Here is a 23,864-nt window from a genome sequence, read left to right as displayed (position 1 = left end):
AAGATGTATCAGTGGATGTTGCCTACTTACGTTGGACTCGCTTAGCCTATTACTAGGCTTTAATGCTACATCTTATCAGTGATACCTTCAGTCCGACTTAATTTTGAAATGGATGTTATAAGTAACTCAATATTATCTTCTTGCACTTTATCCAGTTTAGTTCTTTTAGCAGCCTGTGAAGGAACATTACTGTTTGCATCAGAAGTAACACGCTTTTTATTAAGAAACTCAACTACACCTGGATGACTATACTCATCAACGATATCTGAAGGAGTTTTTTTGTTAACATCCACTGCATCAACGTCAGCTCCATTTTCTACAAGATATTTAGCTATATCTGAGTAGCCACATTCAACAGCAAGGTGTAAAGGGGTACTTTCATCATCATTCTGTGCATCAATGTAAACCTCTTTTTCGCCTGTAAGATTCTCTACAAAATATCTAACTATATCTAAGTAACCACGTTCAGTAGCAGAGTGTAAAGGAGTATAACCCCAATTATCCCTCACATTAGCGTTAGCTCCTTTACCCACAAGATATTCAACTGCCTCTAAATTGCCACCTTCAGCAGCAAAATGTAAAAGAGTGCAACCACAACCTGATTTTATATTAACGTCAACCTTTGTTTGATTTATAAAGTATTTAACTAGGTCAGAGTGACCATTTTGGGCAGCAATGTGCAAAGGAGTGCAGCCATTATTATCCTGTGCATCAACGTTAGCTTCTTTATCTACAAGATATTTAACTATATCTAAGTAACCACGTTCAGCAGCAAAGTGTAAAGCAGTGCAGCTTGAGCTGCTCTTTGCATCAACGTTAGCTTTTTTTTCATCTACAAGATATTTAACTGTCTCTAATTTACCAAGGCAGACAACTGCATACAGAAATGTCTCTTCTACACCTATATCCTCCTGAGAATCTAACATGGCGGAAGCGTATTCTGTGTCCAATTTACTGTCAAGCCACTCTTCATATACATCTTCTGAATCTTTACCTTGTTGTTCTAACTCTTCTTTTATTCTGTTCATTATATGTTCCTTATTTATAGCACTTATTAATGATTCCAGTAACTGACCAAAGTTCATAATTTCACCTCATCTTAAAGATTCATATCTTAATTATTACATGACTGATGTCAAAATCAAGAATTTTATATACCATCTCCAGAATTATAAGTGATTGTTTCAGTTTGTTGTAGGCATAAGGCAGCAACGTATTTGCAATTCTTCTTAGCTAACCAAGGGAAGCTTGACTTGAAATAATATAGGGACGGTATTAATCAATAAAAGTTGATTCCGCTCTCAGCACCCAAGTAGACCTTTCTTGTGTTAGCTATAGTCTCTGTAGACAAAAACAGTTATATCTACACTGTATGGTTTTTGATATTTCTTAGTAAACTTTTCTATCCACTATAAGTAGGTTGGCGAACAAATGTTTTTTCGTTTATACTGATTTCATTTAGTTCATTGCCAGGCTTCGATACTACATATGTAATACTACCAGCAACAGTTCCAACTGCCAACGCAGCAGCTACAGCTATGCCAGCTATAACTAACATTGATAACCCAACATTCGCAGCAAAACATCCAATAGCCACTGTCAACATGGTTATTATGCCTACAGAGAAGCCAATTTTTACCGCTTTATTAGCGATATGTTTGGCTTCCGCGTTTGATGTAGCTTGCACTATACCCTGTTTACTATTCTCAACAGCCATATATAAAGGAGCTTTGTCAGCATTATTCTTTGCATCAGCGGCAACCTTCTTTTCATTTAAATACTTAACTATATCTAAGCAACCATTTTCATTAGCAACATCTAAAGGAGTTTTATTATTATAATTCCTTGCATTAAGGTCAGCTCCATTTTCTACAAGATATTTAACAATATCTAAGTGCTTGTTTAAAACAGCATGGTGTAAAGGGGTATTACCAATCGAGTCTTGCACATTAAGAGCAGCTCCGTTTTTTACAAGATATTCAACTATGTTTAAGTGACCTCCTAGAACAGCAAAATAGAAAGCAGTGTAGATATAACTGTTTTTTGTCTCAACATCAGCTTTTTCTATAAAATATTTAACTATGTTTAGGTGACCATTTGAAGCAGCACAGTATAAAGTGATACTACCAATCGGGTCTTGTAGATTAAGAGGAGCTCCGTTTTCTACAAGATATTCAACTATGTTCAAGTGACCCTTTGAAGCAGCAGAGTCTAAGGGAGTATTATCATCCCTGTCTTGTACATCAAGAGCAGCTTGTTTTCTACAAGATATTTAACTATGTCTAAGTAACCACCTTTAGCAGCAGCATGTAAGGGGGTAGTGCCACGATAGTTCTTCACATTCGGATTAGCTCCTTTTTTTATAAGACATTCAACTATATCTAAGCGACCACCTTTAGCAGCAGCGTGTAAGGGAGTATTATCATCCTTGTCTTATAGATTAAGAGCAGCTTCGTTTTCTACAAGACATTCAAATATATCTAAGTGACCACTTAAAGCAGCAGCATATAAAGGAGTATCACCCTTCTTGCTTCGTAGATCAAGAGTAGCTCCGTTTTTTACAAGATATTTAACTATGTCTAAGTAACCACCTTTAACAGCAGCATGTAAGGGGGTAGTGCCACGATAGTTCTTCACATTCGGATTAGCTCCTTTTTTTATAAGACATTCAACTATATCTAAGTAACCCTCTGAAGCAGCAGCATATAAAGGAGTATCACCCTTCTTGCTTCGTAGATCAAGAGTAGCTCCGTTTTTTACAAGATGTTTAACTATGTCTAAGTAACCCTTAAAGGCAGCAAAGTACAAAGGAGTAAAGCCGTGATTGTTCTTTGCATTAGGATCAGCATGATTTTTTATAAGATATTCAACTATACTGAAATTATTCTTGCGAACAGCACTGTGTAGGGGAGTATGATCATCCTTGTCTTGTAAATCAATAGCAACATTTTTTTTACCTACAAGATATTCAACTATTCTTAAGCGATCCATGGAAGCAGCTACATGCAGTAAAGTAGTCTTTACATCCATATCGGAAAATATTATGTCAAAATCTTGTTCTTTTAGCTGATTTTCTATTCTATCAATAACATTACTCTCATCTACACCATCTTGTATTATTGCTCTTAATATCTCTTGCAACTCACTTAAATTCATAATTTTACCTTAGTTTAAAACCGCTTTAATCATTATATGCCTGATACAAAAGTCAAGAATTTTATATGTCTTCCTGAAAATTACGAGCGATTGTTTTAGTTGCTCTGCTTGATCGGTAGAAGGAGCATATTTGTGCAATTCAATAGAAACATGCCTTTCTTCAGCATCACAAAATTTTTAATTATTGACTTTCCCCAAAAACGCAAAAAAGTAAGTATATTTGTGAGAATAATTTAAATAAAAGCGGCGTTGTGAAAATAAAAGCGTAAAATTGTTGCAACGAAGTTGGGCAAATTAGTTCGTACCTAAATGTGGCAAAAGTAGGCTAATATAGCTGGTTTTGCGATATAGTCAAACTATTATACAAGAAAGTTCAAACGGTACAAGTGGTGGGACGAGTATAATTTAAAACCTTAAAAACTATTTTTTAGCATCTGCAAGATCGATACCGTTTGTTTGATCAATTTCAACATTGCTAAGCGCTGTATTTGCTTCATACGAACAGTAACATCCTACTGCAAGAAAAGTTAATGCAGCTACAGCAAGTGAAATACACATTGCTAAATGAAACATTGTTAAACTTGCACCAACAGCAAATGCCACAGATAACAAAAAAGAAACAGAAGCATAGATTACTTGCTTTCTACTTTGAGCATTTACTGCTGAGAGTTTTTTTGTTTTCATTACCCAGGCTGAGATCTTTTTCTTTGGCGAGCCGACTATTTTCTGATAAAAGTTGAATTTCTTTTTTAGTAAGACAATCAATACTTGCTTGTTTACTTAATGTCTCATGCTTTAGTTGTGAAACATTTTTCTTTGTACTATTCAGCTCTTTATTTTTACCTTCAAGTTGTTCCTGCAAACATTGGATTTGACTTTCCACCCTATTTTTGCTTTCAAGTTGTTCATGTAGATTTTTAACTTGACTCTCTAGTTCTTTACTTTTGGTTTCAGATTCCTGCAGCTTTGTCTTCAGGTCGTTATTTTCATTTTTGGGCTTTTTCAGCTTTAGCTCATTCTTTAGTTTGTTGTTTTCTTCAGTGAGCTGAGTTACTTCACCAGTTTTGTTAGTTAAGTCTCGCTTTGCACTATTCAGGTGCCCTTCTAGCTGTTTTGCTTGCTTTAGATCTTTTTCTAATTGTGAAATATTTTTCTTTGCAACATCTAGCTCTTTCTTCCCCTCTACGAGTTGTTTTTTTGTTTCCTCAAGTTCTTGAGCAAGTTGAATTACTTCGCTAGTGTTGCCAACCAATTCTTGCTTTACACTATCCCGCTCCTGTTCCAACTGAGTTTGTGTGCTCTTAAATGTTTGAATTTCTGCATTCAAGGCTTTATTTTTATCATCCAGCTCTTTTTTGCTGTTTTCAAGGTTAGCTTCTTTGCTCTCAAATTCCCTAGTTATTTTAGCCAATTCTTGCTTTGCACTCTCTTGCTCTCGTTCTAACTGAGCTTGTAATTGTGAAACCTTTTGATTTGCATCATCAATCTTTTGTTTTGCTTGTTCCAAATCTTCTTTTAATTTTAAAATATTTTCATTTGCATTATCCAGCCCTGTCTTGCTGTTTTCAAGGTTAACTTTTATGTTCTTATATTGCTCTTTAAGCTTACTGCTTTCTTCAGTAAATTTAGTTACTTGATTATTTAGCTTGCTAATCTTTTCCTCCTTCTCTGCAAGCTGAGCTCCTGTACTCTTAAGTTCTTTAGCTTTTGCATCCAAGCCTTGATTTAGCTTTTTCTTCTCCTGCGCAAACTGAGCTTGTGTATTTTTAAACTCTTCCAGCTTTTGGTTCGCATCATTCAGCTCTTGATCCTTGCTGTTAAGTTCCTCAGTTTTTTCATTCAAGCTTTGTTGTGTACTCTTTAGCGTTTCTTTTAGTTGACTCTTGTCTTGAGTCAATTGAGCTACTTTATCATTAAGCTCATCACACTCTTGTTCTTCTTGTTTCAATTTTTCTTCTAATTTTGGGGCATATTCAATCGGTATTTCAGAAAGCTTAATATCCTTATTTTCTTCCCTGACTTCTTCAAAGAATTTCTCGCCATCTATACATGTAAAGTTAAGTAGACAATTTATTAAGTGGTAAAATGGACTAAGCACGTAAGAAATATAAAAATACCTAGATGCATTGCTGTCTGATTTAAAATTTTCCTGCTTTACTTCCCGAATAAGTTTATAATAGGTATCAATTTTATGATAGTATGGCTCTAAATAATCTAGAACTTTATCCGTTTCTAGTTTTAATGGTTTACCTACATGTTTATAATGCGCACCAGCATTACCGTGTGGCAGACATGGTACTGGGTCTGATTGACAAGCTACTCTAATAGTCTTCTTTCCAAGACACTCACTGTAAACTTCAGCAGCATCATTGTAGAAAACTCTTGGGGAGCCAAAAGTTGCAACATTAATGTCTTTGGCTTCTTCTGTTTTATCAAGACATAAAGCAGCTATAGTAGCAAGAGCACCTCCCATGCTATGACCTGTAACATTATTTTTAAACTTTTGATTCCTTCTAATCCTTTATCATTAGCATGCCCTTGTAATATCTTGTGTACGCTGGGCCAAGAGCGTTTGAATAAAGAGTAGAAACCAGAGTGGATATAATTATCTCCAGATAAAAATGATAACTTAGTCAAAGATGCACGAAGATCTTCCTTCAAATCATTCAAATCGCGAGTACCATGATAAGCTATAGTTACTTCCTTGTCTTTAATAAAAACATAACCAACATCTCGATTGTATGAATTGCTACCCGTCAAAGCATAGCCGACATTGTGTTGTTCTAATTTATAATCACTATCTGAGCAATATTTATCTTGAATGAGTTCATTGTCATAAAATTTTATTATTTGATAACCTGCTTCTTCAAACTGCCTTTTAGTTTCATATTCATCTTTCTTTAATTTCCTGTCCCCATCACCATAGGCAATTTTACTGAGAGTACACATTTCTAGTAATTTTTCTTTATCAAATTCTGCAATTTGTCCTGTTATCAGATCGGTAAGGTCAGAAGCATCATTTAACTCACTATTCTCAGAACGCTCTATATTCTTCCATATTTTAATTAAACTAGAAATGTCTTGATTCAAAAGCGCGTCGAGATCATGTTCATCTCGAGCTTCTAATTCACTCTTAATTGGTCCGAGCTTTTCAATTAAGACCTCTTTTATTAAAGTATTGCTAATATTTACAAAATCATCGCTAATAGAATTTTGATTATCAATAACACCTGGCATATTTCTTACTTACTACAAGCTTAATTAACTTAGTATACCACTATGCAATTATTTAGTCAAATAAGTTATCAATTTAATAAGATTAACCATAAATCTTTTCGTCTTCAACGGTACAAGCAATATTTGTTCAGGAGCGTTTCTGGGAGGAATATTACAGTAACTAGCGTTAACAGCAATTCAATTATTTACTTTCTTCACAAAACACAAAAAAAGTACGTATATTTGTGAGAGTTTTTTACGTAAAAGGGGTGTTTCAAAAACAAAAACGTAAAATTATTACAACAAAGCTAAGCGAATTAGTTCGTATATAAATGTGGCAAAATAGGCTAATATAGCTGGTTTTACGGTATAGTAGAATTATTATATAGAAAAGTTCGCACGTATTGAGTGATAGACCAACGGATTCCAAGAAAAACTCTTCTCACGCTTGTTTGTTAATTAGGCAAAAAGTAGAACCATATTATTAATTTAATAATAAAAAATATGGAAATATATATCTATTGAAAAATATTGTTATTTATCATAAAAAAATAATTTACTTTGCTTATTTTTTCTGCTATCAAGCAGGTAGCTTGGTTTAGTGAGTTAATATGTTAGCAGTGGGTAAAGGGTCAGGTGTTAGTAGAGAGCCTATTTCCGTTTTTTGTCAGATAAAAAAGGCAAAAGGTGAGAAGCGAAAAGAACTCGAGGAACTTTTAAGTAAGCTAAAAAAGGAGTTTCCTGGGAACTATAAAATAGGGGCTGCTGTAGGTGCAGGAGATTGCTTTTTTGATTCTGTTGCTCAAGGATTGAATGAACTAAAAAGTAATGGTCTGATTACAAGTAGTGAAGAGTTTAACGTAAAGTCTTTACGGAAAAGTTGTAAACAATATGCAAAACAATCAAAGAGCAGTTCATGGTTGAATAAAGCTTTAAAAAAAGAAGATGATAACATTATAAGATATGTTTCACGTATTGAATTTACTGTAAAAGATGTTAAAGATTTAAGCCTTAATTCATTAATGAGAAAACTAGAGTTAGAAGATGCTGTATGTGGAAGAAACGAAATTGAAGGAAAAATAATATGTGAGAAATATAATGTGAAAATTAAAGTTATAGAATTGCATGAGAAATCGGTAGATGGATTACATATTACTACAGATGAAGTAGGCACAGGTGATAATGTTGTTTATATAGTGAATTACAGCAACCATTTTGTACCACTTCTTAGTAACATCGAAAAGGACATAGAGGATGATATGCCAGTTTCTAGAGAAAAAATTTACGGCGTTTCATCCAATACATCAGAGAAACCCAAAGCAGAAAAAAAAGATCTTAATGAAATCTTGGCTCGTTGCGAAGAACTCATATGTGACAAATGTGACAAAGGTGAAGATATCTTTGAGTTACTAGATCCTCTTGTATCAGATAGCCTATGTCAAATTCGTCCCTTATTTATTCTTTCTATGTTGCCTAAGTTCTGCAAAGAAGGTAAGCTTTCTCGTGATGAAGTCAAAAACTTAACAAAGAAAGAAAAAGATCTATTTTTACCTGTAATTCTGCTCAGTTTGTTAAAATATAGAAAAAAAGATAAACTTGGTATTGCAGTTTTGGAAGAATCGATAGATAATTTTGGTGGTGTTTCTCTTGGTAAAGATAAGGAGGAAGAACTCATTGCCAAAATGAAAAGCGAAATTAACTTACATTCTATAGAATATATAAAAAATATTGCAAATGAAAGAGTTCAGAAAATATTGGGCACATGTAAAGGTGTTCTACTGTATTCAAAACATAATATTACCCTCAAGGTATTACCTTGTTACATTAGTGTCTATGCAGTAATCAGCTGTATGGAACAAAAAGGGCTGCCAATCATTATTTCGTTAGTGAGAATTAATAGAGTAAATGATCAGCTTAGTATAGATAGTAAAGATGTGCTTTTTTACAAGTTCCAAGCAGAAAATAAAAAAACGTTTTATTATAAAAAGGAGGAAGATGTTGATGAAAATGAAAAAGTACAACCAACTCTTGCTTTTTTTTGTTTTAGCTTGATTAATGGAGAATGTTCTAAAGAATATAAGGAGTATGCCGATGGTACACAAGTACCGTCAAAGAAATTTCTAACAGAAGATTGTGATATCAGAAATATTCTTATGCTCCATCCTGCAGGTCATATTCAATTACCACTATGCACTAAACTTCCTGAAGAAGATAAACCATCTAAAGATGAGGAAAAACTTAGAAAGTACGTAGAAAGCTTATATGAGAAGTGCCCAGATGGCTCAGTAGAATTACAAGATCCATTAGTAGATGACTTTCATTCAATAGATAAAGATTTCCTTGGTTATAATAATATGCATGTTAATTTTGCGAGGAGATTTGGTATAAAAGATACACGCTATTCACATCATGTTAAGGTTGGAAATTTAGCCAAAGTAACGCGGAGAAGTGAAAATGCTCTTTTTACTATACATCATATATGTTTATCAAACTATTCAAGGGAACGTGAGTATCAAAAGAGCTTAGCTCCTGATGCCAAAGTTGACATGGAGGAGGATATAAAGGTTGATAAGGCCACTGAAAAAGCCAAGGAAGTCCTTCGCCAGTTGCATGCTGATACTGGAGCAGGTCCTAGTACTAAAGTTGACGAAACTGAGACTTCAAAAGCTCAAAGAGGACTAACTAACTTAAGAATGAATCTCCTTTGATTGTTTTGTAGGTGATAAGTTGAAGTATACTAGTCAAACATACATAGATCTTACCGCGATTCAAGCAGGTGCAGTCTTTTGTGTACCTGCTTTCATGTTGGGGTATATGCTTACTACCAAATATGGTGTTACTTCTAGCTTAATTTCTATAATTATAGCAAATCTTATACTGACAATGTTGGGGTTGTGTTTTGCTGTATTGTCAGTAAGAAGACCATGCAATACCATAGAACAAGTATTACACTATTTTGGTGTTCACGGTACATGGCTATATGGATTAGGTATTATAATGTGTTTAGTGTTCTGGTTTTCTATTCAACAAAACATTATGGTGAACACTATTATAGAATTTCCTCTATTAAAAATGAAAGGCTTACCATATGTATTCGTTGCTACTAATTGTATCATTGGTTTCGCTATTACACTTCTTGTAAGCAGAGGTATCACTGCATTAAAGAGCTTTGCAAATATTGCAACGCCTTTTCTTATCATAGTTACGATAATCGCAATATTGCAACTTTTTTACAAGCACACCTTACCTGATATTATACTTACATCTAATATGACATTAAAAGGCGTACCGCTTATAATTGCAGCATCTTTAGGTGCTATTTTCGATATCCCAACATACTATCGTTTTGCACGAACAAATCTCGATGCATATGTAAGCGTTATACTTACCTTTTTCATATGTTATTTTTTCGTTATAGGCACAGGAGTCTATTTTGCTCTTTGTGTGCCAGATTCAAGTTTTATAGAGGTATTATTGAGCAGCGGAAATGATTTGTGGAAGTTATTGTGTATTCCGTCTATAATTCTTTTATGCTGGACTACTAATAACTTAAACTTGTATTCTGCTGGTGTAAACGTTAATTTTTTGTTACCCAAAGTTTCATTACCGTTCTGCATAACAATTATAGGGATTGTTGGTACAGTACTTTCATGTACTAATATAATACTAAAATTTGAGTAGTTACTTAATGTAATTACCATTGTCATAGGAAGCCAAGGATCTGTTATTGTAACCTGTTTTGTGCTGGATAAATTACAACCTATACAATATACGTCTTCAGCACAAAAAACCAATCTCATTTGTGCAATATTTGGTATTATATATGGTTTGCTTTCGTTACTTAAGGTGCATGATATAACAACTGGTTTTATTTACACCGATGCAGCAATTGTATCATCTTTTGCTGTTCTATGCACACGCACTTTTCTGTTTATTTATAAGAACTATTGTGAAAAAAATAAACCAACTAACTCTCAATAATATAGAAGCTCTTTCTTTAGGGGCTGGATTATTAGGCTCAGGAGGTGGAGGTAATACCTATTATAATAAGCTTAGTACACAATATAAAATCGAACTCCATGGCGAGGTAGCTATTACAGATATAGATGAGTTGGAAGATGATGCTCTAATTATGCCCATTGGTTTTATGGGTGCACCTCTTGTAGCTGCAGAAAAATTACCCAGTAAAGAGTGTCACTCATTAATCGATGTATTTACGTTATATTATAAGAAAGAACCTACGGCACTTATACCAGCGGAAATAGGAGGAAGTAACGCTTTTACACCATTCCTTGCAGCAGGTAAAGTCGGGATTCCTGTTATAGACGGAGACTTAATGGGCAGAGCATTTCCATCATTGAATATGGTATCACCTAATTTATATGGCATTTCTTGTTGTCCTGCATTTTTTGCAGATAGCTTAGGTAACACTATAATTATGCATATTGAAAGCAGTGACCACCTCGAAAGGGTTGCGCGCGCGGTGACAGTGGCATGTGGTTCAAGCATAGGTGTTAGCTGTTACCCTATAACAGGTCAACAAGCAAAGCAAGTTATTTGTAGAAACAGTATCTCCTATGCATGTTTTCTAGGTAATATTATACTGGAAGCACGAGAACGAAAAATATGTCCTATAAAAGCGTTATGCGATAAGCATGCATTGCTGTTGGGAGAGGGAATTATAAGAGATATAGATCAGTCAATTAAGGGAGGGTTTCTTTCAGGAAATGTATCTATAGAAGGTTGTAATAATATGTTGACCATCATTTATCAAAATGAATATCTTGCAGTGTATGATGGTTCCGATTGTGTTGCTGCAACACCAGATATCATTGCTGTTCTTGATAAAGATACTGGATATCCAATAGCTTCTGAAGCTTTAACATATGGAATACGTGTATCAGTGCTAAAATTTCCTTCTCCCACGTTATGGACAACACCAGAAGGACTGGCAATAGTAGGTCCTGAAGTGTTTGGTCTTTCTGAAAAAAGGAGGTGATATGGATTATAGAATAGGAATCGACGTTGGTGGCACAAATATTGACGCTGTACTTGTAAAGGATAATGGTACAATAGTTACTTCTTGTAAAGTGATTGCTACGAAAAATATTTCTGAAGGGGTTTTACGTGTATTATCCACATTGTATGAGCTTCATCCTTTTGATAAACAGAGAATTTTAGCTGTATCTATAGGAACCACGCACGCAACTAATGCGGTTTTGCAAGGATCTGAACTATACAAGGTAGGTGTGATTCGCATTGCAGGTCATAAACCTTCACTTCCACCCGCATACTCGTGGAACGCACAGACACGTAGTACATTGTATATTGGAGAAAAAGTTATTAATGGAGGGTATGATTGTGATGGTAGTTGTATAACTAAGCTTTCTATTTCTGAAGTACGCTCTGCCATATACGAGTTGCACAATAAAGGAGCAGAAGGATTTGCAGTAGTGGGAGTGTTTTCTCCTCTATATTGTGAACAAGAGAACATAGTAGGAAATGAGATCAAAGAAATTTTAGGGAAAGCTTTTCCATTTACGTTATCACATAAGATTGGTGGAGTTGGTTATATCGAAAGAGAGAATTCAGCTATACTTAATACTGCTCTTATAAAAGCGATGAATGCAGGGTTTAAAGATTTGCAAAATATATTAAGCATTTTCGGGTTAACATGTCCTTTGTTTATTACTCAGAATAACGGTACTATTATTACTTTAGAAGAAGCACTGCAGTACCCTATATTGACTATTTCATCAGGCCCTACTAATTCTTTTGTGGGGGCAGCACGTCTTGCTTGTAAAAATGAATGTGTAGTTGCAGATATTGGAGGAACATCAACAGACGTAGGTATAGTGCTAAACAATTTTCCGCGGCGTTCGCTTTATAATTCTTCTATTGGTGGTATTACACTCAATTGTGCTATGCCTGATATTTTGTCTATTGCATTAGGAGGTGGCAGTTATATAGAAGCAAAAGATGATAAAGTTAATATAGGACCTGAAAGTGCAGGATATCTAATAAAGCAACATGCAAAACTATGGGGAGGCAGCAAGATAACTCTCACTGATATGGCACAAGCTTTAGGGCATGTTAATTTTTCTTCTGTTAAGTTTACTAAACAGGAAGCTATGTGTGCAAAGCGTATTATGAGCGAAATAGTATTGAAGCTTGAAAAACTTTATCAGAAAATTTCTGGACCGCATGCTGACCTTCCTTTTATCATTGTAGGTGGTGGCGCTATGTTGCTTGCATCACCGTTTTTACCAAAATATGCGTTCATTCCTGAATATGCTGAAGTTGCAAATGCTTATGGAGCTGCTTTTGCAGAGGTTTCGGTAACAAAGGATACTGTAGTTTCTTTAACTGATAGAGAAAATGTGTTGAAAAATATAAGAAACGAAGCTAAGGGTGAAATATCACTGCTATATAAAGTGAATCCTAGTTCAATTCGCATTGTATATGAAGAAATTATTCCCTATCATTATATACCCAATAATCTTGCACGTGTGCGTATTACTGCTGCTAGCCCTTGGATATCGTAAACCTTGTGTCCTTATCAAGAAAAGATGTGGAAAAAATGTGTAGCAGGATTTCCTACTATCCAACCTGGTGCTTCTCTTCCATTTTCCCACTTAGCGAATCTCATCTTTTCCTGTAGGTAATACTCCCTATAAGCTTTTACAGGATTAGTACATTTATACCGATCGGGCAGTGCTTGTATAAAAGCTTGCATATCAGTTGATCGAAAAATGAGTAAATCCTTATTACTATCACACCAATCTATTACTTCTTCTGATTTATGCTTTCTTTTGTATCGCCAAGTGTACTCTTTACATAATTCTTTTCCGTACTCTATCAACCAACAAAAGTTCCCTTTCGATTGCCTAGCCCACAAAGAACAAGGATGATTGCTGTGAGTGAGTTTATATGGAACTGCTATATTCTGATCTGTGGTACTGACAAAAGGATTTGGCGCTTTTAATGCTATTGAAAAAACATTACTTAATAACTGAGCAGTTTCTAATGGCATTTTTACTATATGCTTATCACACAACATTTGTGCTGCAATTACTGGGTTTTCATCTAGTACAAAGATGTTCATCTAGGTGTCAAAAGATAGAATCAGCTTAAGTCTTTAACTTCATCAACTGTAAGACCAGTAGTTTGAGCTATAATATCAATAGAAACACCTGCTTTAAGTAGATTCTTTGCAACTGCTATTTTAGCTTCCTTCTCACCCTCTTCTCTGCCTTTTTCATGACCGATTTGGATGCCTTCGTCTTTAGCAAGATCAAGCCTATATTCAAGGATGGCTTCTTCTTTCTGTAGATTCATTATTCTTTCCTCGTACGCCATTAGATCTTTTTCATTCCAATGAAATTTGTCTAACTCATCATATGCTAGCTTTATTATTGGTGATTTTTCTGCTATTTTTCTTAAATCTTCATCTGTAGTATCTTCTGCATACCGGAAAAAAAAACACCACCTTTCTACTGTGTTCTCTAGTTGTTCTACTCTGTTTTTTGTAAATTTAGGCAACTCAATGAAAACGAATTGAAAATCTTTTAGATAATGTCCGTTGGTTTTTATCTCTCGTATATTATGAGTAGAAATATACTCAACCTCTGTAGGAAATAGCGTACTATTAGAAATAGCAATAAAGAATACTTTCTTAAAATCAATGTAATTGCCAGATTGTCTTGAGTAAGCTTTAGCAGCATAGAGTTGGGCGCGTTTTTCAAAGCCTTTATCACGAGCGAGTTGCATTTCCGCAATATACCTATTTCCGTATGAATCCTTACAAAGAACATCAACGATGCTTTGTTTATCAGAAGCAATCTCAGGATTCATGATAGTGCTAAGGAACTCAACATCTTGTATAGTGTTAACACCAGTAAAGCCTAAGATGTCATTTAAAAAGTGAATAAGGATATTCTTATTTTTCTCAGTACCGAAGATCTTCTTAAATGTTAAATCTAATTTTGGATCAAGAAACTTCGAAAGAGCCATAAAATTAACCTAAAAAGCATTAACAATTATACACAATTCTAAAGAAATGTTCAACTCTTTTATTTTTAGCTTATTTTTCAAAGTTTTAAATGTATTGATGAAAAAAACGGCTTTCAGAGATCATCTTAGAATAGCACCCTCTACTTTAGACGTCCTTTTGTACATCTTTTTATAACTCCCTCATAAAGCGCCTAAAAACGCCAGCAAATGAATTCATAGATTTAGTAGCTATAAAGAGCTTTAAAAACGCTTATTTCTGGTGTGAGAGCCTAATAAAAACACGAGCCCACAAGCTCAATTACCTAACATCGTGAGCCCACACCTTTACATGATAAAGATCTTGAAACTTAATGTCAACATTTCAGTAGCAAATTTTATGTTAAATCTATATCCTATTAGCATGGACAAAAAGAAGATACATTGCCAGTAGAAGATAAAGTGTTGGCAACTATCGCTTGTCATGGATCAATTAGAGCGGGTAGAAAATGAGGTTAGAAGAAGTGAATGAGTTGCTAAGGCAAATGGAGGAAACGCCATATTCTGATCACGGAAGACCAACTTATATAGAAATGAAACTGAGTGATATAGAGAAATTGCTTGAAAGAAGATAGATTAAGCTTGTTGAAATGATCTTTATTGAGATAGTTCTTCTGGTTATTAAGGAGTCAGTATAGAATGTAAGTATTTGTTTTTATAGATAAAGAGTGACTGCTCTAATTTTTTAGACTACAAAGTAGGACAGAAAGTAAGAAGTTGTAGGCTAGCGAAGAGATATACTCAAAAGGATTTAGCAAGTAAAATCGGTACAAAATATCAGGTCATACTACAGTATGAAAAAGGAAAGCGTAAAATTTCAATCAGAAGGTTATATAGCATCGCAGAAGCACTATCAGTTAGCATTATAGATCTTATTCCTGTATCAAATGAAAACAGTTATCTCGAGAGTGAGGGATTAGATCTAATAGAAAAGTATGAGAAAATTGAGAATCAAGAATTACGTAATGTAGTTTATTCATTAATTACATCTGCACAAGTTAGCAAGGAAAATAGTAGAAAAGTGGCAAGAATAGAGGTGGCAAAGAATCTAGTTAAAGTAGGAGTTTCTGTTGAAATAATTTTCCAAGCAACGAACTGAAGAATATAGTAATGCAGAAGAAAAAACTACTTCTGTAGACTACAGGATGGGACAAAGGATAAAAAAGCTAAGGATAATGCGAAAATGCACTTAGGAAGACTTGGCAAAAAAAATTAGTACAACGCGTCAAAAAATAAGCGACTATGAACATTGCTGTTCCACTTGAAAAGTTATATGAAATAGCAAAGGCGTTATCAGTCAGCATTAAAGATCTGCTTACAAGGCAACATAGTGAAGCAAGCAGTGGTTTAATGGAGAAATACAGGGATACGCAACGAACTTTATGAGTTCTTATCTGAAGGTATGGAGATTATCGAAGGAAAGGTCAAGAAGGCGGAAAAAGCCAAAATTGCAAAGAATCTGGGAGTGTTAAATAAACCATACGCGTCAAGTTAAGGAAATAAAGGTATGAAAGAGATAGAATAATAAGGTATAAGTTCTCCCAGATGTACTTTTAGTGAGAGAACCAATGAATAAAATAACTTGCTTATCAAAAAAGCTCAAAGAATTTTTTAATGAAAAAGCAGACAAAATCTCAATTACAACAAGGTTTATAAAAAGAAAGAGAAAGCTAAAAGGTTCATCATTCGTAAAAGCCATGGTCTTGGGTAATATAGGAGTTGATAATTGTAGCGTAGAAACAATGTGTCAATTACTAAACGAGAGATATAACAAAACAAGGTTTGGATTTTAGATTTACTGAAGAAGCAGTGGAATTTATGAAAAGGATGTATAATGAATCTGTGATTCTCTTTAAAAATATCTTGCAAGTTGATTGCAAAATCTTACAGCAATTTAATAGTGTTAAATTATTGGACAGTAGCTATATTACTCTACCTAACAGTATGGAAGAGATGTATAAAGGTTATGGTACTAGCTACAGTGGCTATGAAAGCAATACTAAGTCTGGAATAAAGTTACAATTAGTTTTCGATTACATGAATCAGATAATAGACCAACTTAATTTAACGGAGGGAATAAGATCAGACCAGGGATATAGGAAACATTTAAGTAATATATCAAGCAATGATTTGCTAATATCTGATCTCGGTTATTTTGTGCCAAGTTCTTTTAAACAAATCAATGAAATAGGAGCTTATTTCATAAGTCGTCGATACCAACGTATATGATGTAGAAACAAATCAAAAAATGGAGTTATTAGAATGTTTAGAGGATAAGTTATTTTTAGAAAACGAGGTATTGTTAGGAAAAGAAGCAAAAATTAGAGTAAGAATTATATGTCAGAAACTAACTGAAGAACAGTCTATGGCCAGAAGAAGGAAAGCTAATAGATTAGCAAGATCGCAGATCCTCTAAAAGAAATCAAAAATTGTTGAACTGGTCAATATTTATAACTAATGTTCCAGAAAATAAAATTAGTGCTGAGCAAGTATTAACGATTTACAGAGTAAGGTGGCAAATTGAGTTATTATTTAAATTGTATAAAAGCCATATCAGGCTTGATAAGCTAAAAGGAAAGCCATGCAGAGTATTATGTGAACTATATGCTAAATTGTGCGCAATTCTTATATTTCACGGCATAGTTGGTTGCACAGAAGTGAAAAAGAATACAGAACTTAGCTTAACAAAGGCATTTATTGAGCTAAAAAGACGGGTTAGAGAGTTATTTTAGTATCAACCAAGATTAATAGTTTAAAAGTATTTCTTAAAAAACTCACTATAACTTGGTCGCGATTTTCATTAAAAGACAAACGCAGAAGGGCTAGAGTATCCACTTTAACCTCTCTAAATTTGCTCACAATCTCTTAACTTGACGCGTATGGGTTTTTCGCCGACAACCAAGAAGTCCGTTTTATTTGACACACTTGAGTTATCTAAGTGAGGAAAGTCACCTCTCCCCACTCGACTTCGAAACCGGACTTGTGGTAGAGTGGGCAGCCAGCGAGTTACTTGTTAAGTACTTTTCCAACAACCCCTCTCCGAACCACGCATGATCGTTTCCGTATCACGTGGCTCTCCAATAATCTAACGTTTTAAGGAGTCACCATCATATTTTCCATATTGGATTTTCTTATGGCATTCATGACAAACAACAAGAGTTTTCCTCTGTCGTTCAATCATTCTCTTTTTCCATTCCGGTAGTTCAGTATTACGTTTACCTAGCAAATCAGCAAGTTTACGTACGTGATGTACTTCAATCTGCTCTTGTGATTTACATAATTCACAAGTTTGTGCCAATAGTCTTTGCTCTATTTCACTACGCTTATTCCATATTGGTATAAGGTTATCACTTATGCTTACCCATTTATTCCATTTTAGCAACACAGCACCAAAGTGTGTAATTAATGGTATCTTTGATGGTAAACGATCTACTCTGATTTGGATGACTTTTCGTTTTTCACCTTCATCATTTTCGATCGTCGCACCAAATTTTCTATAAATTTTCCTGCAAGTTGTTTTGTATTTAGATGCTAAAGTCTTTACTAATGATACTTCCATCACATATTTCAGATAACTTAGTGTGTGAAGGTTGTAGGCCATTTTGTAGTATTGTACAATTCCTCGATATTCAGTTTGATACTGAGCAACAATACTGTAAGCTGTATCAATTGTACGTTGAGGTAAATGTATCGGTTTACCACAACGCATATATTCAGAACACTTTTTCTGCTTTATATGGTGTGGTACACGTAACCCAATACTACCGTTAATACATCGTTGTGTCCGATGATCATGTTTATCATCTGCATGCAAAACATGTATTTCATAACCCAAAAAATTGGCTTTGCTATCACACGCATGTGTAATAAACGTTTTATCTTCATTAAGCATAAGTTTGAGCTCCTCATTGAGAAACCCAGCAATCTCATTCTTAATTTGTTCAGCTTCATTCTTTGGTCCTGCAAACCCTATCAGAAAATCATCAGCATACCTAACATACCAAAGACGTCGATAATTTAGATCGCAAGAATCCTTAGATGGCATACCCTGCACTAATTGACGCAGTTGTTTTGCTTGATCCCAGTTCCCTTGTTTTCTCATCATCGATACTTGCATGGTTAACCTTAAATATTTTGGATTTGTCCTTCTTCGCTTACCTCGGTTATTTGCTGGTATTAGTATATGCTCCACATGTTTATCTAACCGATCGAGTAATATGTTACTCAGAATTGGACCAATAATAGAACCTTGTGGTACCCCACTATGACTCTTATTGTACTTCCAATTTTCCATATATCCTGCTTTTAGCAGTCGATTGATTAGCTGAATAAAACGGTTATCTTGGAAGCTTTCACTCAGTATTTTCAACAACATAGTATGATCAATTGAGTCATAACATGCACTGAGATCTCCCTCTATAAACCATTTTGTACCTCTGCCTTTTTGCATTACTGCTCTTAATGCAGTGTGGCATCCACGCTTTGGTCGAAATCCATGTGAACATTCACTAAATTTAGGCTCATAGTAGGCTTCCAATATTAATCGAATTACTTCTTGAAGTAACTTATTTGACCATGTTGGCAACCCTAACGGCCTGCGTTTACCACTCTTCTTTAAAACATAGATACGTTTTACTGGTGTCCACCGATATCGCTCATAGCGTAAACCCTCTATGATTTTATCGATCTTTTCCAAAGACATACCATCAACTGTTTCAACTGTCACACCTTCTGTCATAGCACCTTTATTACGACAAAGTTTGCCATACGCCCGAAGGTAAAGATCACGCTGATAGAGTAGGCGATATACGTTTTTAACCGGCAAATTTCTTTGTCCACGTTCACGTATAATGTTAAGTATTGTTTCAGCTTTCCGCATCTTGCGTACCTCCCAATTTCAACATTCAATTATCTGTCACCCTTTGCCCTGTATGTGGCTTTCCCACACTCCCCGGTGATTCGTTACTTTCACGACTACTACGATGACTCCGTAACCATAGAACTCGCGTTCCTTAGGTCATCCCATGTTCCGTCACTAAGAACTGTTCTAGATCAACTTAGGTTTTCTATTCATCCTCTTAAATAAGTTCACTACTTATCGTTCTACAGCCAGAATGTCACACAAACGAAAGTTTAATTTGTGCTTACTGTAGACATGGGGTTTTAAATGTGATACCCATGGATGTGAAATCCCACCCCTGAAGATTAGAATTCAAGCAGTTTAGCTTTAACCATATTGATCAGGTGTTGCAAGCCGTTACCTTACACATCTTCAGATAACTCTCGCTTTACATACATGCTCTTGTCCTCCTTCCCTTTCGGGTTAAAGTTAGTTGTTCACCTCGAGGCCATTTATTCTGAACCCCGCTTAGCTCCGCTAAGTATTTCTTAATGCGTACCACGGCGCACCCTCTCGACTCACACAGCTCTCATTATTCAGCCTTTTGTCCCAAACCTAATGTCCAGTGGGGGAGTGTTAAATAAACCATACGCGTCAAGTTAAGGAATGTAGAGAGCTTAAAGTAGATACCCTGGTCTTCCTATATCTGTCTTTCAAAGAAAACTTTGACCAGATTATAGTAAGCTTTTTTAGAAAAATTTTTAAATTATTGACAATATTGTTTAATATCAAAAAGAGCTCTCTAACCCGCCTTTTCAATTCAATAAATGCCTTTGTTAAACTGAGCTCCGTGTTCTTTTTTAGTTTTACACAGCCAATCATTTCGTGAAATACGAGAATAGCACATAATTTTGCGTATAGCTCGCACAATACTCTAAATGGATTTGTCTTTCCTTTTAGTTTATCAAGATTGATATGACTTTTATATAGTTTAAATAGTATTCGATTTGCCATCTTACTCTATAAACCGTCAATATTTGTTCAGCATTAATTTTACTCTCTGGAACATTAGTTATAAATATTGACCAATCTAATAACTTTTGATTCTTTTGAGAAGATGTATATCCATGTGACTTTGCTAATTTATTAGCCTTTCTTCTTCTAGCCATAGACTGTTCTTCAGTTAGCTTTTGACATATAATTCTTACCTTAATTTTTACTTCCTTTCCTAATAATACTTCTTTTTCTGAAGATAATTGACCTTCTAAATACTCCAATAGCTCTATTTTTTGATTTGTTTCTATATCATATATATTGGTATCAGACTTATAACGACTAACAAAATATGCACCTGCTTCATTAATCTGTTTAAAAGAACTAGGCACAAAGTAGCCCAAGTCAAATATTAGCAATCATTGGCTGATAAACCGTTCAGATAATCCCTATAACCTTGATCCGACCTTATTCCTTCCATAAAATTTAACTTATCTAGCGCTTGATTCAGGTAATCAAAGACTAACTGTAGCTTTATTCCTGATTTGGTATTATTCTCACAATCTCTATAGCTACTGCCATATCCTTTGTACATATCTTCCATGCTACTGGGCAGGCTAATGTAGCTGCTATCCAATAATTTAACGCTTCCAAATTGCTGTAAAATTTTGCAATCAATCTGTAGACTTTTTTTTAATAAACACAAAGCTTCGTTATACATTTTTTTCATGAACTCAACTGCTTCTTCACTAAACCTAAAATCTAAACCCTGTTTTGTAATTTCTATCGAGTCTTCATTTAGCAATTGGCACATTGTTTCTATGCTGCAATCATCAACTCCTATGTTACCAAAAACTATAGCTTTTATGAATGATGAGCCATTAAGTTTTCTCTTTCTTTTTATAAAACCTACTGCAATTGATATTTCGTCTGCTTTTTCATTAAAGAATTCATTGAGGTCTTTTGATAAGCAAGCTATTCTGTCCATTGTAAGTTCTCTCATTCATATATCCAAGAGAATTTATACCTTATTATTTTCCTTCACTCTATCAACTTTACTTACACTTTTCCTTAACTTGACGCGTATGGTTTATTTAACACTCCCTCACTTCATTATAGAGAACGGCCTACTGTTTCTTCAAGACTTGAAGCTTTTCTCATTTTTTCGCGCTTTGCCCAAGGGCCCACTTTTGTTGCATCAGATTGACTAATTGTTTCAGAACGAATCAACTCTCCAGATCTAGTAAAAAAACCTCGTTCAATAGCATCACGTACTGAACACCCACCAAGCAAACATTTTTCCCCTATTCGTTCCTCACAATTCTGTAATTTTTTCCACTTTTCTTGATCTTCTACTTCTACCTTTATTAGATTTTGCTTATCAGGGTATAATCTCACTTCCAACTCTCCCAAGTCAGTATCGAAAGTCAATACTATATTACTACCATCTGCTAGGCCTACATAATTCCTTATAGCGTTTTCCGTTATAATTTCTACCTCACTCTTACCTATCTTTATTATATTTCTTCCGTATTGTACACCTTCCTGAGTGATACCTAAACCCCTTGCTCCATTTGTAATCTTTGCAACATCTACTTTACTATCCTGTGAATATTCAAGACAGAGAGTAGAGTTGTCGATTTTTACGTCTCTTACCTTACCACTTGTTGCGCTTTGAACGATTGTTATGAAATCTAAAGCACGATTCTCATAATCTGCATAAGCGTTTTTCATATTAGCTTTGTGGCTTTCAAACTCTTCCAGTTCGTCAATTACATATATACTGCTTATGTTGTACAAAATTGTCCCTTTTGATATCAATTGACATACTATACCACTAGCAACCTCTATATTCCTTGAACCTTCGGAACTCTTTCTTAATTCACTAATCTTTCTTATCACAAAATCTGTAAAACTATATTCCTTTTCATATACCTTTCCGTATATACTACCCTGGTTAGGAAAGTTCAGCCTTACCCCAAGTTCTATAGCTTCGTTTACAACGCGTTTTAACTCATCTATATCTTTGGATTTATTTACCCTACCCAAAAATATTTTCAACTTTTCCGACTGATCTAATATTAAATCATCCCATAGAGTTCTAAGCTTAGGCAAACGTTTTTTGTCCTTCCACTCTTCGTAATCAATCGCTCCTGCTTCTAGCAGCAACTTTTTTGCTTCTTTGAAATGAGTTTCATTACCATAACAAGCCTCCCTAATCTTTTGAAAAACTCGAGACTTTCCTTCGCAATCACGAAGATTGAGAATCTCTTTAAGACCTTCATTTCCTTTGTGCTGATTGAAAAACTTTCTTAGTCGATTAGTGTTAAAGCTATGACCGCAAATACCTTCTAAATCATTTTTTGCTTCCAATTGCTCCTGAGTTAAAAAGATCTGTTCTAAAAGATTCACTTCAAAAGGTTTTTTGTTAATAATTACAATGTCTAGAGGAGTTTTTCCTTGTCTGTCAGTTTGACCACGTGCTCCTTTTTTCAGAAGCAAAGGTATATTTAAAGTATTATAATAAGCAGCATAGTGCAAAGGTGTTTGCCCTTCACTGTTAACTATGTTAGGATCAGCACCAGATTTTAAAAGTAAAGTCATAAATGCACTAACTGCACAACCTATGTCTTTTTCCACTGCTAAATACTCCATACCTTGTATTGCATGTAGTATTGTCAATTTGGATTCTCCCCTTTGAAGATTGAGAACAGCTTTTAGATCATCACCTTTGTTATCGTGTAAAAAGTCCTCAAACCTTGTAATGTCACAAAATGGAAAGTCTGTAAGAAGATTTAACAGTGCCTTATTCAAATTTTTTTGGTTATCTTTTAAATCAGGTACGTTGAAAGACCAATCAGATATTAAATTTTTGAATTTTTCCCTTTTAATAATAGAGGTCAAAGAGCTGTTATCACTAAGCAGCAACGAGTATTTAATTGACTCATACTTATCATCTACCCGCCCCTCCTTCTGTTCTACCTTTACCTCCTTTAAATACTCTGTATCATCATCTTTAATGCGTTTAGCTAGATCCTTTAAAAATTCAATATCTCTGTTTTCCAGTAAAGGTAATGCCCCCTTCTTCATGAGAATCGAGACCATTTTTGTACTTCGTCCAGCTAAGTATAATGGAGTGCGCCGTTTTTCATCTAACGCATTAACATCAGCTCCATTGTTTATAAGATACTCTACTATTTTTATTTTTTGGCTCAAGACAGCATGATGTAGAGGAGTGCTTCCGTCATTATACTTCTTATTAACACTTGCTCCATTTTTTATTAGGATCTCTACCATTCTTTTGTTCCCTTGTGAGATAGCATAATATAATGGATCACGATTGTACGCATCAATTGTGTTAACATCAGCTCCTCCTTTTATAAGGGTTTCTACCATTTGTTTGTTGTTTTTTAAAACAGCAAAACTTAATTGGCACAATGTACCTGGATCTACTTGCTTTAATCTCTCTTCTATTTTACTAACTACATTACTCTTACTGAAACCAACATCAGCGTTAGCAGAATTTAATACTTCCTGCAATTTATTCAATTCCATAACTCCACCTCGGTTAAAAATACTACACACCATTTTCACACGCATGACATAAAAT

At 34.7% G+C, this 23,864-nt stretch carries 17 protein-coding genes and 3 pseudogenes; 8 read left to right on the top strand and 12 right to left on the bottom strand.

Going from position 1 to position 23,864, the window contains the following annotated elements:
* Positions 1-65: 65 nt before the first annotated feature.
* The 7 genes from ABWU74_RS03730 to ABWU74_RS03700 form a co-directional block, all read right to left on the bottom strand.
* Entirely contained in the window at positions 66-1,085 is a 1,020-nt protein-coding gene (locus tag ABWU74_RS03730) for an ankyrin repeat domain-containing protein (protein WP_353289200.1), read from the bottom strand.
* 317 nt (positions 1,086-1,402) lie between these two features.
* Complete coding sequence (locus ABWU74_RS03725; protein ID WP_353289447.1) at positions 1,403-2,272, bottom strand: ankyrin repeat domain-containing protein; 870 nt, start codon at positions 2,270-2,272, stop codon at positions 1,403-1,405.
* On the bottom strand, positions 2,212-2,379 hold the full coding sequence (locus ABWU74_RS03720) for an ankyrin repeat domain-containing protein (RefSeq protein ID WP_353289446.1): 168 nt from the start codon (positions 2,377-2,379) through the stop codon (positions 2,212-2,214). Before ABWU74_RS03720 ends, ABWU74_RS03725 begins: the two co-directional genes overlap by 61 nt.
* 54 nt (positions 2,380-2,433) lie before the next feature.
* Positions 2,434-3,156: an ankyrin repeat domain-containing protein gene (locus tag ABWU74_RS03715; protein ID WP_353289199.1), complete on the bottom strand. Its 723-nt coding sequence runs from the start codon at positions 3,154-3,156 to the stop codon at positions 2,434-2,436.
* A gap of 420 nt (positions 3,157-3,576) precedes the next feature.
* Positions 3,577-3,840, bottom strand: coding sequence for a hypothetical protein (locus tag ABWU74_RS03710; RefSeq protein WP_353289198.1), 264 nt, complete (start codon positions 3,838-3,840; stop codon positions 3,577-3,579).
* On the bottom strand, positions 3,800-5,629 hold the full coding sequence (locus tag ABWU74_RS03705; protein WP_353289197.1) for a lipase family protein: 1,830 nt from the start codon (positions 5,627-5,629) through the stop codon (positions 3,800-3,802). The genes ABWU74_RS03710 and ABWU74_RS03705 overlap by 41 nt, the downstream gene beginning before the upstream one ends.
* Positions 5,605-6,393, bottom strand: a complete 789-nt coding sequence (locus ABWU74_RS03700) for a hypothetical protein (RefSeq protein ID WP_353289196.1) — start codon at positions 6,391-6,393, stop codon at positions 5,605-5,607. Before ABWU74_RS03700 ends, ABWU74_RS03705 begins: the two co-directional genes overlap by 25 nt.
* Positions 6,394-6,983: 590 nt before the next feature.
* Between ABWU74_RS03700 and ABWU74_RS03695 the strand changes: the two genes are divergently transcribed.
* The 4 genes from ABWU74_RS03695 (at position 6,984) to ABWU74_RS03680 (ending at position 12,917) form a co-directional block, all read left to right on the top strand.
* A complete protein-coding gene (locus ABWU74_RS03695; RefSeq protein ID WP_353289195.1) occupies positions 6,984-9,080 on the top strand; it encodes a hypothetical protein in 2,097 nt (698 codons plus the stop codon).
* A gap of 94 nt (positions 9,081-9,174) precedes the next feature.
* Complete coding sequence (locus tag ABWU74_RS03690; protein WP_353289445.1) at positions 9,175-10,053, top strand: cytosine permease; 879 nt, start codon at positions 9,175-9,177, stop codon at positions 10,051-10,053.
* Positions 10,054-10,321: 268 nt separating this feature from the next.
* On the top strand, positions 10,322-11,371 hold the full coding sequence (locus tag ABWU74_RS03685; RefSeq protein WP_209473059.1) for a DUF917 domain-containing protein: 1,050 nt from the start codon (positions 10,322-10,324) through the stop codon (positions 11,369-11,371).
* Between the two features lies 1 nt (position 11,372).
* Entirely contained in the window at positions 11,373-12,917 is a 1,545-nt protein-coding gene (locus ABWU74_RS03680) for a hydantoinase/oxoprolinase N-terminal domain-containing protein (RefSeq protein WP_209473057.1), read from the top strand.
* 14 nt (positions 12,918-12,931) lie between these two features.
* Here ABWU74_RS03680 and ABWU74_RS03675 read toward each other — a convergent pair whose 3' ends face one another.
* A complete protein-coding gene (locus ABWU74_RS03675) occupies positions 12,932-13,477 on the bottom strand; it encodes a pyrimidine dimer DNA glycosylase/endonuclease V (protein WP_007549769.1) in 546 nt (181 codons plus the stop codon).
* A 20-nt stretch (positions 13,478-13,497) separates the two neighbouring features.
* The gene (locus ABWU74_RS03670) at positions 13,498-14,385 is read right to left on the bottom strand and encodes an Rpn family recombination-promoting nuclease/putative transposase (RefSeq protein WP_209473055.1); all 888 of its coding nucleotides are present in this window, start codon (positions 14,383-14,385) and stop codon (positions 13,498-13,500) included.
* A 411-nt stretch (positions 14,386-14,796) separates the two neighbouring features.
* Here ABWU74_RS03670 and ABWU74_RS03665 point away from each other — a divergent pair.
* The 4 genes and pseudogenes from ABWU74_RS03665 to ABWU74_RS03650 form a co-directional block, all read left to right on the top strand.
* Positions 14,797-14,996: pseudogene (locus ABWU74_RS03665) on the top strand (DNA mismatch repair protein MutL); the annotation flags it as partial.
* A gap of 86 nt (positions 14,997-15,082) precedes the next feature.
* A complete protein-coding gene (locus ABWU74_RS03660) occupies positions 15,083-15,520 on the top strand; it encodes a helix-turn-helix domain-containing protein (RefSeq protein ID WP_208571803.1) in 438 nt (145 codons plus the stop codon).
* A gap of 143 nt (positions 15,521-15,663) precedes the next feature.
* Positions 15,664-15,807, top strand: a complete 144-nt coding sequence (locus ABWU74_RS03655; RefSeq protein WP_182282559.1) for a hypothetical protein — start codon at positions 15,664-15,666, stop codon at positions 15,805-15,807.
* A gap of 182 nt (positions 15,808-15,989) precedes the next feature.
* A pseudogene (locus ABWU74_RS03650) lies at positions 15,990-17,290 on the top strand (IS4 family transposase).
* 216 nt (positions 17,291-17,506) lie between these two features.
* Here the strand turns inward: ABWU74_RS03650 and ABWU74_RS03645 are convergent.
* The 3 genes and pseudogenes from ABWU74_RS03645 to ABWU74_RS03635 all read right to left on the bottom strand — a co-directional run bounded on the left by ABWU74_RS03645 (position 17,507) and on the right by ABWU74_RS03635 (position 23,809).
* On the bottom strand, positions 17,507-19,300 hold the full coding sequence (locus tag ABWU74_RS03645; RefSeq protein WP_353289194.1) for a reverse transcriptase/maturase family protein: 1,794 nt from the start codon (positions 19,298-19,300) through the stop codon (positions 17,507-17,509).
* Positions 19,301-19,915: 615 nt separating this feature from the next.
* Positions 19,916-21,242: pseudogene (locus ABWU74_RS03640) on the bottom strand (IS4-like element ISWosp9 family transposase).
* Between the two features lie 125 nt (positions 21,243-21,367).
* Complete coding sequence (locus ABWU74_RS03635) at positions 21,368-23,809, bottom strand: ankyrin repeat domain-containing protein (RefSeq protein WP_353289193.1); 2,442 nt, start codon at positions 23,807-23,809, stop codon at positions 21,368-21,370.
* Between the last annotated feature and the right edge of the window lie 55 nt (positions 23,810-23,864).

Source organism: Wolbachia endosymbiont (group A) of Paraperithous gnathaulax (assembly GCF_964028485.1).
Taxonomy (GTDB): domain Bacteria; phylum Pseudomonadota; class Alphaproteobacteria; order Rickettsiales; family Anaplasmataceae; genus Wolbachia; species Wolbachia pipientis.
The sequence above is the reverse complement of the archived record's forward strand: the minus strand, read 5'-3'. Positions and strand labels throughout refer to the sequence as shown.